The organism is Fusobacteria bacterium ZRK30 (assembly GCA_024628785.1).
Taxonomy (GTDB): domain Bacteria; phylum Fusobacteriota; class Fusobacteriia; order Fusobacteriales; family Fusobacteriaceae; genus Psychrilyobacter.
Map to the genome: position 1 here is coordinate 1,908,528 of CP102405.1, position 14,456 is coordinate 1,922,983.

General features: G+C 32.8%; 9 protein-coding genes. All 9 read right to left on the reverse strand.

Annotation, left to right across the window (positions count from 1 at the left end; translation table 11 throughout):
- Position 1: 1 nt before the first annotated feature.
- Positions 2–2,068 carry a BamA/TamA family outer membrane protein gene (locus tag NRK67_14395; protein UUV18464.1) on the reverse strand — a complete coding sequence of 689 codons (2,067 nt, stop codon included), beginning with the start codon at positions 2,066–2,068 and terminating at the stop codon, positions 2–4.
- Complete coding sequence (locus NRK67_14400) at positions 2,065–6,513, reverse strand: hypothetical protein (protein ID UUV18465.1); 4,449 nt, start codon at positions 6,511–6,513, stop codon at positions 2,065–2,067. Before NRK67_14400 ends, NRK67_14395 begins: the two co-directional genes overlap by 4 nt.
- A gap of 106 nt (positions 6,514–6,619) precedes the next feature.
- Positions 6,620–7,324 carry a 16S rRNA (guanine(527)-N(7))-methyltransferase RsmG gene (rsmG, locus tag NRK67_14405; GenBank protein ID UUV18466.1) on the reverse strand — a complete coding sequence of 235 codons (705 nt, stop codon included), beginning with the start codon at positions 7,322–7,324 and terminating at the stop codon, positions 6,620–6,622.
- Between the two features lies 1 nt (position 7,325).
- Positions 7,326–9,215: a tRNA uridine-5-carboxymethylaminomethyl(34) synthesis enzyme MnmG gene (mnmG, locus tag NRK67_14410; GenBank protein ID UUV18467.1), complete on the reverse strand. Its 1,890-nt coding sequence runs from the start codon at positions 9,213–9,215 to the stop codon at positions 7,326–7,328.
- A gap of 15 nt (positions 9,216–9,230) precedes the next feature.
- Positions 9,231–9,890: a TrkA family potassium uptake protein gene (locus tag NRK67_14415; GenBank protein UUV18468.1), complete on the reverse strand. Its 660-nt coding sequence runs from the start codon at positions 9,888–9,890 to the stop codon at positions 9,231–9,233.
- Between the two features lie 35 nt (positions 9,891–9,925).
- Positions 9,926–11,341 carry a potassium transporter KtrB gene (locus tag NRK67_14420; GenBank protein UUV18469.1) on the reverse strand — a complete coding sequence of 472 codons (1,416 nt, stop codon included), beginning with the start codon at positions 11,339–11,341 and terminating at the stop codon, positions 9,926–9,928.
- A gap of 195 nt (positions 11,342–11,536) precedes the next feature.
- Positions 11,537–12,757, reverse strand: a complete 1,221-nt coding sequence (pepT, locus tag NRK67_14425; protein ID UUV18470.1) for a peptidase T — start codon at positions 12,755–12,757, stop codon at positions 11,537–11,539.
- A gap of 106 nt (positions 12,758–12,863) precedes the next feature.
- Positions 12,864–13,388 (reverse strand): HutD family protein, encoded by a 525-nt coding sequence (locus tag NRK67_14430; GenBank protein UUV18471.1) that lies wholly within the window; start codon positions 13,386–13,388, stop codon positions 12,864–12,866.
- Positions 13,389–13,417: 29 nt separating this feature from the next.
- A complete protein-coding gene (locus tag NRK67_14435; GenBank protein UUV18472.1) occupies positions 13,418–14,284 on the reverse strand; it encodes a DMT family transporter in 867 nt (288 codons plus the stop codon).
- Positions 14,285–14,456: the final 172 nt, after the last annotated feature.

A 14,456-nucleotide genomic window follows, 5' to 3' on the forward strand; every position in this document is an offset into this window, starting at 1 on the left:
TTTAAAACATCTGTCCCATGTTAAAGAAGAATTGCATCCCATTTTCTTCAGAGTCTCCTACTGGGAATCCAAAATCAAGTCTGATAGGTCCAATTGGTGTTTTTATTCTAAGTCCCACACCTGCTGATTGTTTCATATCGTCTGGAACATTCCCTTCAGATCTGTCTACAAACTTATCACCACTGTCTCCATGATACCAAGATCTACCGATATCATAGAAGAAAACTAGACCTAAAAATTCATTTATCTGGGTTCTATTCTCGATATTAAAAACTAATTGATCCTGTCCTCTCAACCAACCGTACTTATACCCTCTCATAGAGTTAGCTCCACCAGAAGCATATAATTGTTGATATTTCAATGAATCGGTACCCATTCCTGCAACCATCCTGTAGGCCATGGTATTTCCTTTAAATAATCCCTGATGATATTTTCTAAGTTCTAAGGTAGCCTTAGCAAAAGCTTCATCATCGCCATTGATTCCTGAATTATCTTCATATGCACTTCCTACCTCAGTTCCAAAATAATGACCCATTTCTACACTAAATTTAGCATAGTTACCAGTTGTAGGATCGAGATAGTTATTTCTCGTATCATATATAACTGATGGTGTCACACTGGCATAATTATAAGTTTGTGTCTTTTTCCCATCTTCATTTTCTTCTTCGACTCTCTCTAGTTTAAGTCCTAATTCAAATCTTAAGTATCTGCTGAGACCTTTACCTATTGAGATTGTACCTCCATGAATAGTACTTGCATAATGATCAAAAGTTTCACTGTCTTCATCCTCTTGTCGATACAAATTCCATCCCCATGATACAAAATCCGTGTCCTTTATCCAAGAATCTCTAAAAGATAAACTTACACTTGTATAATCTTCCGAAGATTTTTCAAAGGTAAATCCAAAATCTTGTCCTCTCCCCTTATAGTTAGTATCTTTTATACTGATACTTCCTACCAGTCCTACTGCTGAACCGTAAGATATTGCACCTTGAAGCATCGCTGTTCTGTCTTCATCTATAAGCATTACAACTTTTACACCATCTGGATCTCCAGGAATACTTTTATATTCAGGCTGGATATTTTTAAAAGCACCACTTCTCATTAGGTTTCTTACTGACTGATCGTAATCTTTTTGATTAAATACCTGTCCTTCTTTTACCTCTAATTCCCTTTCAATTATAAAATTTTCCGTTTTTAAAAGAGTATCATTGGATTGTCTACGAGCACCTTTTTGCTTAGTTACCATCTTTTTATACTCAACATTACGAATAATTCCCTCAGAAAGAGTTATTACTAATTCCATATTGTTATTTATATCTATATTTATTACTTTTGCAAGAGTATACCCATCTTCATGGTATTTCTTAAGAATTCTGTCTTTATCATCTCTCAATGTATTTATATTATAGATTTTTCCAGGTTCTGTTTGAATTAACTTAGTCAATTCCTCTGTTGAATATTTTGTATTCCCCTCGATTTTTACACCGGTTATAACCTGATTTTCTTCTAAGCTATATTGTACCGATATCCCTTCACCATATTTATATACCTCTGGGTTTACGTCTCTAAAATGACCGGTATTAATAAGATTTCTTTGTCCTTCTAAAATCTTTGTCTTAGAAAAAAATGAACCTACTTTAATCGGTATCTGCTTCAAAATCTCTTCTCTGGAGATATGTAAATTTCCAAATATATCTATTGAGCTTATAATTAAAGATTTATCCACCTTTACCCTTTCGGACATAGGCAATATATTTTCTTTCTTTAATAGATTAGCCGCATCTTTATCCTCTTTAATTTCAATAATAAGTTTTATATTATTATTTTCTAATTTAGGATATATAGTTATATCATCGATATAGGATAAGTTTTTTATAGTTTGATAGTCTATTACCATGTTGTTCGTAGAGTATTTATCTCCTACTTTAGATTTTAAATTCCCTTTGATAACTTCCATTGGGACTTCCCGATTTCCTTTAATATCTATACCAGATATTTCGTAATCCAGGGAAAAACTTACCAATGAAATCAAAAAGGTTAATAAAATTATTAATTGTTTTCTCATTCTTCTCCTCCAAGTAAAAATATGTTAAGTATTATCTGCTCCAAATTTTTATATTTTTTTCTCCAACTTAAGTCGATATGGTAGTTAATGAGAGTATCTCCTGTTCTTGCTCTCCCCTCTGGAATTTTACCAACTCCTCCACCCCACGACAAGTTTTTTGTTATTCTATGATCTAAAGCAAAATCATACTCAGTGACATTGTCATAATATTTAGATGCTCCCCATCTAGCTTTAGCTTTCCAATACAGTTTATCTTTGTATATTGGATTTTCTGCATCTATCGATGCCCCTAATCCTAAAGTCCCTGTATCTTTATAAGTTCCACCTTCATATTCATACGCTACTAAATCAGATGAAATTTGAAATTTTTCTATTTTTAATACACTGGCAATTTCTGAAGATATAGGCGAAAAAAGTTTATCACTTATCTCTCTATCCAATACATCTTTCACAACTACATTAGTGTTTTTTTCATCACTTACATTATGAAAAGTCAATAACGATCCAATTTCATCCTCATTTAACCCTGAACCTGTACTCATTTGGATCTGTAAATTAGGATATTCACCACTTATATTTATATATACATCTTCATTTGCAATGGTAGAGTTTGCATTTAACACCACTATCGGATGAAAGCTCACACTTTCCGCTTCAGTTTTAATAAATTTTGCTGTAGCAGTACTCAGATAAAATAAATTGTTGTTAAGTACAATGGATCCATCATCAATACTGACCATCCCATTATAACTTATCTCTTTATTTTTTAATTTTAAATTCCCATCTATATCTAAATCTCCATATATATTTTCAACAATGGATGTATAGGTCAACTTTGAAATCTTTAGTTTAATTGGACTTTCAGTTTTTAAGTTTATATCTATATCAATACTAGGTCCGTCATCTTCAACTGTTTTAATCTCAAAATCACTACCCAATTCTCTGGATCTCCTAATAACTTCCTTTTCTTTAATCTGAGAAGCTATATTAGAAACCTCTGTATCTTTAACATCTGGAATCCCTAAAATTTCACCGCTATTGATTATAAAATCACCAGTGACCTTATTTTTAGTAAAAACTGCGTCTGAACTTAACACTAAGTTGATCTTATCCTGATAGGAATAATCCACCTTATCTAAAACCAAATTAAGTCTATAATCAAGTTTGGATACCTGACTATCCTGCTTTTCTATTCCCTCAAAAGCAGGGATTTTTAGATAACCTTCCATTTTAATGTCACCATTATTTATCTTGCCTTTAAAATAATCGATCTTCACAAGTTTTTTATCTAAAACCACCTGGGTATTAACCTTATCTATGAAGATCCCATATTTTGGCATTTCAGCTGAAAGATCTTTGACTTTAAATTCCCCATAATTATTTTTAGAATTTATCTCTACATCGATAGTAGCGATTCCCTTAATTTTATTTATGTACTCAGAGAAAGAAAATATGTTCAGAAAAGAAAGGTCTATTTCATTGGATTTGATATTTAAACTATAATCAAAATCTTTAAAATTAATTTCTCCCCGAGAAGTCAGTTTATTATTATGATAACTTAAACTCAATTCTTTTAATCTCAGCTCTTTTAAATCTCCATGGAGATCGACCTTTAAGTTTTCAAGTTTATTTCCGTCAATAAGAATAACTTTACTATCTATATTAAGGTCATATTTTAAATCATTAAACGAACCGTCTACACTAATATCCGTTTTTAACTTTCCACTTATATCCTGTGTTTCTGAATATTCTTTTAAGTTTTCAACATCTAAAATATCTTTAATTTTAAAAGAAAGTTTATTTTGGCTTAGATCAATCCACCCTCCTCCATTTAAAAGTTTATCCCCTTTTTCAGAAGAAATAGTAACACTGTTAATATCCATGTGACCACTTTTATCTAATTTCCCTAAGTTCCCCCCTTTATAAGTAGAGACCATCTTTAGATTCGGCAGCTTCCTCCCCCGGAGATAGACATTATCTGCAAAAGTTTTTAAAACTCCACTAATATTATCTGGTGTTCCCCACAGGACAACTTCTCCTGTGAGACGATATTTCAAGTTCACATCTCCATAATATTCTGCCAAATTATTTTCAAGTAAATTTACCTTTAATCTAAAGTTTTTCGAGGAAACATTGTAATATCCACCGATATTATTTTCACCGACTTTAAATTCATCAAAGTATATTTTTTGATCATAAAATCGTATTCCTCCCTTTAAATATATCTTTGGTAAATTCTCATATTGAACCCAGGCATTGGTCGAATAAAGTTTAATTTTTAAATCTTTTGTTTGACCCTTTAAACTTCCATCAACATCTTCCAGATCCATCTTGAACCCATACTTTTCTAGTAATTTTATCTTATTTTCTTTTATTCCCCTTATTTTATAATCAAAATCTAAGGTTTGATTAATTATATTATAGTCACCTACAATTGTCAAAAGATTATTTCTGAGTTCTGAGACCTTAAAAACATCATTACTATAATTTAATCCTACCTTAAAGTCTTTAAATTCAACGTTATCGTAGGATACCTCTCCCAAATAACCATCGAAGTCTGCACCGACTTTTCCGTTATTAACCACTCTCAGTCTTCCACGGATATCCTTGTAGGAGACACCATATCTACCGCTCTTACTCTCTACATTAGAGATTAAAGAAAATTTTTCTTTTTCTCCTATAAAAGTACCATCAAAATCTATTCCTGTTTCCAAGTCATCAACAGATATAAAATTTTCAATCTTTAAATTTTTTCCTGTATAATCAAAATTATAGGAGAGATCATCTATATTTAAATAACCATTAGCAGATAAGTGCAGCTCATTGTAGAATAAATTTATCTTGTTAAAGTAGATCCTGTTGCCATTGTTAGTAAAATTTAAAGCTAAGGACCTCAGTGAATCTTTTCCCTTTATCTCCACTTCTCCCTGGCCTAAAAGCAGATCTTTATTAGCATAATCATAGATCACTTTAACATTGTTTTTGGTGGAATAATATTCACCATTATATTTTATCTCTACATCTTTAGTTCCTATACTGGAAATCCCGAATATTTGTCTGTTCAGATCTATCTCCCCACCTATCTTCAATATATCTGAATAGAGGGTATAATCAATTTTCTCAGTATTTAGATCATATTTAAAATTACCATTTAACTCTTTTAATTTTAAAGGGCTCTTCCTATTTAAAATACTGAAGTTCAGGTCTAAAATATCTTCGTCGTAGGATCCGTTCAGCAAGGTGTACCCCTCACTCCCATCATAATTCATAAAAAATCTCAAATCTTTTAATCTTACCTGATCTCCAGACAAAACTATACTTCCCTTAAGATCTTTTACCTCTGCACCTTTAATATTCAAAGTATCTAATCTCAGATAGTTGTCCAAAGTTAAGTTGAAATCCTTATCAAAATTAAATTTTAACCTTAGATATGAAACGTTGAAATCTCCCAGGTCATCCAATTTTTTCTTCAGGGTATCATCGAATAAGGTTACTTTTTTAATATCTTCTTTATTCAAATCACTGGCCGTTATATTCATCTCTACATTATCCGGGAGATATTCTAAGGAAAATTCAACATTTTTCTCCTCCATCTTACCATCTAATTTTAATTTTATCCTCTCACCTAAAAAATCCACTCCTCCATGGATATCCGTTGCCACCCCATCATATGCACTAGTTTTAAAACTGGCTTTGGATAGGTAAGCATCTCCCCACAAACCATCACTATCTATGGTTAAGTCCAGATCTGCTTTTCCTCCTAAGTAGTTTGTATATTCATCTACATAGGCATACTGCATTAGGTCTTGATCAATATCCCCATTTTTTAATTTAATGGTCATAGAGTATTCTTTTTCATAGTTAGTGAAGGAATAATCAACCATCTCATCACCTTCAGTATTATAAAACCTCAGGTCGATTCCATGGGTATCATCAAAACTGACATATCCGTCTACATTATTTACAAACTTATTTATAGGTTTTTCATAATAATTGTCCTGAAACAACAGCTTTCCATTAGTTACTGTAATAATATCTATAGGTACTCCTGCTTTTCCAGGGCTTCCAGTAGCAAAAATATCCACTATGTTTACATCTCTATTTTTATCTACTGCAATATATAGATATGGATTTTCAGCACTGATCTCTGTAATTTTCCCCCTCAGGAGGTCTTTTATAGAGTATCGCAGGATAAGCTTAGGAGCATAGAGTACAGTTACCCCCTTATCGTCTTTTAAGACTGCATCATCTACAACAATGAGACCAAATGTGGAAAGATCAGAGGTTGTATGGGATATATCAGCTAAAAAATACTTTAAAGAGATATCTACCATTTTATCAAAGTTATCCCTGACAGTAATGTACAATGGAACAGTTATCAACATTAAAACCAGTACCGAGGAAGCAATGAAGCTTTTTCGGTATTTCATGATAAGTTTTTTCATAGCTTCCCCCTTTTTTTATTTAAAATTCAAAAGTTCTTAACTCTTTCATCAGTAACAACCTCTATTTTTTTGTTGGCTCGTATCTGGAATTTTTTAATTCCGACTATTATAGTGGTCTTTTAAGTGGTATTCCTGCTCTTCTTGGATATTTCCTGTCAGTCTCCTCCATTTTTTTTATTTCAAATATATATCTTGCATCTCCACAAAATGGTAATTTTAATTCATCTACTTTTACTATTTCACTGTTTAATATTTCAAATGCATTTTTCGAGTATTCCAACTCCTCCTGATAGTCCATTTTTTGGGCTAAAAATGTAGCCCCGACCTTTAGAAAGGGAACCATATATTCCAGTATCACATTAAACTTTGATACTCCCCTGCATAACCCAAGGTCATAAGTTTCTCTCTTATTTTCCAGTTTTATATAATCTTCCGCTCTCATATTTACCACTTCTACATTGGATAGATTTAATTTTTCTGCCACCATCTCTAAAAAATTTGTTTTTTTACTTACAGAATCCATCAGAGTGAAGTTTATATCAGGATTGGCAATGGCTAATACCATCCCAGGAAACCCTGCTCCTGTTCCTATATCCATAGCTTTTTTAACACCAAAAGGTATCTTAGTTTGCAGTAATAAAGAATCTAAAAAATGTTTTTCATACATAGTTTTTTCATCTCTGATAGCTGTTAAGTTGGTGTGTTTGTTGGTCTCTAACAATAAGTTCCCATACTCTAATAACATATCTACTGTAGCTTCATCTAATTCCAGTCCTATTTTTTTTAGTCCTTCATAAAAAAATTCTTTCATCTTATTTGTCACCTCTTATCTTTAAAACCATAAGTAATACAGATATATCTGCCGGGGATACACCAGATATCCTAGAAGCCTGCCCTATATTTAAAGGTTTTTTCTCTATTAATTTTTCCTTGGCTTCACCAGTTATTCCGCTAACTACATCATAATCGAAATCTTTAGGAATTAATCTTTCTTCCAGTGCTTTATGCTTTTCTATCATCTTTAATGATTTTTTTATATACCCGTCATATTTAACCTGAACCTCTACCTGGTATTCAGTATCCTCAGGATATTCTCCTAATTCAAATCCATCTATAATTTCAGCGATATATTTAATATCTTTATAATCTAATCTAGGTCTTTTCAATAGTTCTAACAAGGTAGTTCCTGATTTCAGGTCCCCACTATTTTTCTTGATCAACACCTCTGCAATTCTTTTGTTACTAGATCCTAAATTTAAAGATAATTTTTCAATGATCTCTAAAACATCTTTTTTCTTCTTTTCTACTAAGTTATAAGTCGCTTCATCTAATAATCCTGCTTCGTAACCTATTTTAGAAAGTCTAAGATCAGCGTTATCCTCTCTTAGAAGAAGTCTGTATTCACTTCTAGCAGTAAACATTCTATATGGTTCATTGGTTCCCTTAGTTACCAGATCATCTACTAAGGTTCCTAGGTATGAGTCTGCTCTATCCAATATGATAGGCTCTTTACCCTGTAATTTTCTAGCTGCATTCATCCCGGCTAAAAGTCCCTGCCCGGCAGCTTCTTCATACCCAGAAGTTCCATTGATTTGTCCTGCTAAAAATAGATTTTCTACTTTTTTAGTCTCTAAACTATATTGTAATTCTTCAGGCAACACATAATCATACTCTATGGCATAGGCATATCTCATGATCTTTGCCTCTTCTAATCCATAGATATTTTTTACCATCTTCTCTTGAACTTCTGCAGGAAGTGAAGTTGAAAATCCACTTATATATACTTCATTGGTTCCATAACCCTCTTTTTCTAAAAACAGATGATGTTTTTCCTTCTCCTGGTATCTAAATACCTTATCTTCGATAGACGGGCAATATCTCGGCCCTGTTCCCTCGATAGTTCCGTTAAATAGAGGTGACTTAGATTTGTTTTTAGTTATTACATTGTGTACATCTGGGTTTGTATATGTTACATAACACGGGATTTGCTCCCTTCCTTCCACATCTTCATTCAAAGTTCTATTGGAAAACTTTAAAAGTTGTTCAAAATTCCCCGGCTGCTCCTCTAACCTGTCAAAGTTCATACTTCTAAAATCAATTCTTGGAGGAGTTCCTGTCTTAAATCTTCCCAACTCTAATCCTGCTTTTTTTAGTGATAGAGGCAGTTCATTTGACGGTAATTCTCCCATCCTTCCACCTTGAAACTTTTTATCTCCAATATGGATAAGACCTCTCATAAACGTTCCTGCCGCTATGATAACTGTCTTAGCTGAGTAAGTTACTCCTTCTTGAGTTTTTATACCTACAACTTTATTATCCTCTACTACCAGCTCAGTTACCATTCCCTGGATAGAATCTAAATTTTCTGTATTCTCTATAGTTTTTTTCATCTCCATATGATAACTCTGCTTATCGGCCTGAGCCCGGAGAGATCTTACCGCTGGTCCTTTCTTTGTATTTAAAACTCTTATTTGTACAAAAGTTTTGTCGATATTTCTCCCCATCTCTCCACCGAGAGCATCTATCTCCTTTACCAAATGAGATTTGGCAGGCCCTCCGATAGACGGATTACAAGACATTACTCCTATATTATCCAAAGTTATACTAAATATCGCTGTTTTCATTCCCATTCTTGCAGATGCTAAGGCTGCTTCACAACCTGCATGTCCTGCTCCTACTACTATTACATCAAATTCATGCATTATTTTTCTCCTTATTTACTTTAAATTTTCTAATTCTCTGGCTGTTTTAGAATCAGTGATAACCAAGAGTGTATCACCTTTTTCAATAACACTTGTTGCTCTAGGGCTTGAATTCAGTTCTCCATTACTTTTTTTTATGCCCACTATATTTATATTATATGAATCTCTTACAGCTAATTCCATTAAATTTTTCCCCAGAAATGATGGAGGAGCTTTAAACTCTACTAATAAAAAATCTTTTGAAAATCTCATATGCTCCATCATGTTAGGCTCCATAGCCAGCATAGCTATCCTATGTCCCATATATTCTTCCGGGTATATCACCTCATCGGCACCTATTTTTTTCAGTACTTTCCCGTGACTCTTACTGACTGCCTTGGCTATAATTTTTTTAACACCTAATTCCTTCAAATTTAAAGTTGTCATGATGCTTGCCTGAATATTACTTCCTATTCCTATAAAGGCTATATCAAAATTACTGGCACCTATCTCCTTCAATGCGTTTTCATCGGTAGCATCAAGTATCAGGGCATTATCCACTAGATTATTATTTATAGCTTCCTGGACCAACTCCTCATTTGTATCTATTGCCAGGACCTCACTATCAGCTTCATAGAGTGTCTGTGCAATGCTCGATCCAAACCTCCCTAGTCCTATAACTAAATAGTTCTTCATTTTTATCTCAACTCCTAGATTTTTTCTAAATTAATTTACCCTATAAGTATATTTTCCTGTGGATATTTATAGGACCTAACTTTAATTTTTTCACTGAATGCCAGCATAAATGTAAGGGGTCCTACTCTTCCTATCAGCATAGTTAAAATTAATAATATCCTTCCGAACACATTCAGGTCTGCTGTTATTCCCTGGGATACTCCTACAGTTGCAAAAGCTGACATAACTTCAAAGATAACCTTATCTAAAGTTAGGTTACTGGTATGTACCACAGCATTTCCATGTACAGATCCTTGTAAGACAGCATCTGCCAGATCTTTTATAGAGGTCATCTCATTGGTCATCAATATCAAAAATACTACCACAGTAATATATATTAAAGATATTATTAAGATAGCCATAGCCCTGTGTAAAACTTCCCATGGAACACGCCTGTTGGATACAACAAGATCCTTTTCATTTCTCACAACTACCATTACATAAAACATTATTATCCCAAAAGTTGTAGTTTTTAATCCTCCACCTGTAGAACCAGGTGAAGCTCCTATAAACATCAAAATTAAGAATAAAAACAGTGTTGAAGGTCTCAAATTCTCCATTGGAATGGAGTTAAATCCAGCTGTTCTGGTAGTTACACTTTGAAAAAAAGAATTAGTCAATGCATCTATTATCCCCATGTTCCCGATGGTTCCCGGGTTACTTCTTTCAAATACAAAAAACACTATAGTCCCACTCAAAGTTAAGAAAAGACTGATAGAAATAGCTAATTTAGAAGTTAAATTATATGTTTTTTTACCTGTCTTATAGTAGTTTATAGTAGAGTTAATAACTGCAAATCCAATTCCACCTAAAGATATTAAGATTGCAATGGTCAGGGTCACTGTCATATTACCAGAATACCTGACTACACTGTCTGAAAAAAGTGAGAATCCGGCATTACAAAATGCAGATACTGAATGAAATATTCCATATATCATAGCTTTTTTTAATGGCATGGTACTGGCAAACCCAAAGGTCAAAAAGACAGCTCCTATGATCTCTATCCCTATTACTATCAACACGATCCGCTTTAAAAACTTTATTACTCCTCCAATGGTGTAGGTATTGAGGTCCTCCTTTAATATTTTTCTCTCCTGGTAACTTATTTGTTTCCCTATCAAGGTAAAAACTAATGTTGAAAAAGTCATTATTCCAAGTCCGCCTAATTGGATCAATATCAATATTATCGATTTCCCAAAGGGACTGAAAACCATACTTACATCAACCAATGAGAGGCCTGTCACTGAAACTGCAGATGTAGCTGTAAATAATGCCGTCAAAATACTTATATCCTGACCTTCTTTTACTGCAATGGGCAGTGAAAGAAAAAATGTACCTATAAGTATTATAACTATAAATGACATCACTAAAATCTTAGACGGTAGTATCCTTCTAAAAGATATTTTTTTCATCTTTTCCTCCTAACTATTTGTTCTAACCTATTGTTCTTTTATTTATATTTTTTTGGACTCTAACTTAATTATTATACCTAATTTTTCCCCTCCTTTCAAGGAATACTATTATTTAAGGTAGGTTTTTTAACCATAAAAAAAAGAATCCCTTAAAAAGAGATTCTTTTAGGTAGTTATTTGATATAATTATTTTTTTTATCTTTTTGCAACATTTTCACTGATCTTCACTATTACTTCAACAGCTCTTTCCATAGATGAAACAGGTATATATTCATACTGCCCATGGAAATTATGACCCCCTGTAAATATATTAGGGCATGGCAGTCCCATATAAGATAATCTAGCTCCATCTGTTCCACCTCTAACAGGTTTTATAACAGGTTCTATTCCCAACTCAATCATAGAATCACGGGCTATGTCAAAGACTTCCATCTTTTCTTCTATCTTTTCCTTCATATTGTAATAACTGTCAGTAAGTTCTAACTCAATAACATTGTTATATTTTTTATTCAATAGTTCTACAGCCTGACCTATAAATTCTTTTTTCTCCAGGAATTTTTCCATATCATGATCTCTGATAATATAATCTAACTTTGCACCGGATATATCCCCACTCATCTCACATAACATATAAAACCCTTCATATCCTTCGGTGAATTCAGGACGCTGGTTTACCGGTAATAAATTATGAAGTTCCATTCCTATTTGAAGGGCATTGACTAACTGATCTTTAGCAGTCCCTGGATGCACACTTCTACCTGTTATTTTTATCTTAGCACTTGCAGCATTGAAGTTTTCATATTCTACCTCTCCCAATCTACCACCATCGATAGTATAGGCAAATTCAGCTCCAAATTTTTCCACATCAAATAAATTTGCTCCTCTTCCTATCTCCTCATCAGGTGTAAATCCTATTCTGATCTTTCCATGTTTTATCTCAGGATGATCCATCAAATATTCCATAGCTGTTAATATTTCAGCAATACCAGCCTTGTCATCTGCTCCTAAAAGAGTAGTCCCGTCAGTAGTAATAAGAGTCTCACCTATATATGAATCCAGCTCCTTAAAATCATTAGGAGACAGAACTATGTTTTTTTCCTCATTTAATACTATATCCCCGCCATTGTAATCTACAAATTTAGGTTTTATATCTTTTCCTGAAAATGCAGGTGCAGTATCCATATGTGCTACAAAACCAAAAGTCGGGATGTCTTTATCGGTATTACTAGGCAGAGTTGCCATTAAATATCCATTTTCATCCAATGTTACTTCTTCTAGTCCCAATCCAATCATCTCATCTTTTAAAAAGACAGCCAGTTTCAATTGCTTTTCTGTACTCGGGCATGTTGCTGAGTTTTCATCTGATTCTGTATCAAATTTCACATAATTTATAAATCTTTCTACTAGTTTTGACATTTTTATATCCCCCATTTTTTTCATTTTTTCTATAATCTAATATAGTCAGTATAAAATATACCACATTTATACGAAATTTATACCTAAATAAGCAAATAAATTAAGATTATTTCCAATTTATAGTTATAAGTTTACCCTTAAATTTAATATTTTTATATTCCCTGTCCAATATTTCTATAAAATCATACTTATCTAAGACATAATCCTTGTTGTTTAAATTAAAGGTTGATCCATTATCCAGAGAGAATATAAAGGTATTTTCATCGGTAAATAAATTATTTTTACCGCAAATTTTATTTACATTGACCTCTATATTTAGAGGATTCCATATCAAATTAAAGTCTAAAACTTGTTTTTCATTTTCAGATCTTATCTCATCCTTCCCGTCAAAGAAAAAAGTATCATCTTCATAAAGATCTATGATTTTATTTTTTCTGGTCAATCTCACTTTATTCTCAAGTATTATTAAGATCCTCTTATATCCTGAGAAATCTGAAAATTTACTGGATCCAGGTTCTATAGATGCACTGGATATTCTTATATTAAAATCTTTCATATCTCTATAGAGTTCCTTTGTGATCCCGCCGCTCCATCTATTCCCTGCTGTCTCCTCTAGATTCTTTTTTTTCATAAACAACTCCTCTAAAATTAAATATCTGTCTATTTAAATTTTGAAATGCATATTCCTCCTAAGACTAAAAACATCCCCACTGCCCCGCTGACAGTTATTACCTCATTTAAAAATAATGTACCGATTATTGCTGTTGTAGGTATCTCAACCAAACTGATGATACTGGCTTTTACCACAGGAATATAGTTTATTGCTTTTAAAAATAAGAAAAATGCAATTCCTGTAGGTAACAGACCCAATAAAAGAGAGGTAGCTATTATATGGTTGTCGCTGTATTCTGACACTAAATTTCCAAAATCACAGAATGCAAATACCACTATAGCTCCTATACCAAAAGCATATGAAGTTATTACCTCACTGTCATATTTCCCTTCTAATTTTTTACTGAATATAGGAAACAAACCATAGGTTATCCCTGACAAAATACCAAAACCAATTCCAACTACATCAAAATTTACTTTTTTTATATCTCCGTTAACTATTACAAATATACATCCGATCAGAGTAACAGCCAGCGAAATTAAATTAAATTTTGTAAGTTTTTCCTTGAAGACAAAGCTTGAAAATATCATTGTAAATAAAGGACCTGTACAAATCAATAATGTAGCTACTATAGATCCTGATATATTCACAGCGTTATAATAAAATATATTTGTACAGGCCTGGGTTATTACTCCAATAATCAATATATATACAAACCCTTTTTTATCTATTTTTAACTTTTCTTTCCCTTTTTTGCATAAAAAAATAGCCGTCAATAAAAAACCAAAAAACAACCTATTGAACGCTATCTCATAGGGGGTTAATCCCAGACTTCCCAAAACTACTCCTAACCCTCCCATTGTTGCCCAAATTACACCTGCTAGTAAGGCAAAAAAACAGCCTTTTCTTTCCATGATTATCCCCTCCTTTTTATACCCGAATAGTACTCCAAAGTTATAAAATAAGCAACCTATTTTTTACTTATTTTTCATCTTTTTTTCGACCTATTTATAGGGTGAATAATCACTGCTTTTCTACCCTTTATTTTCAATATGACAATGGAGGTTTCTCTTCATTTTTAACAGC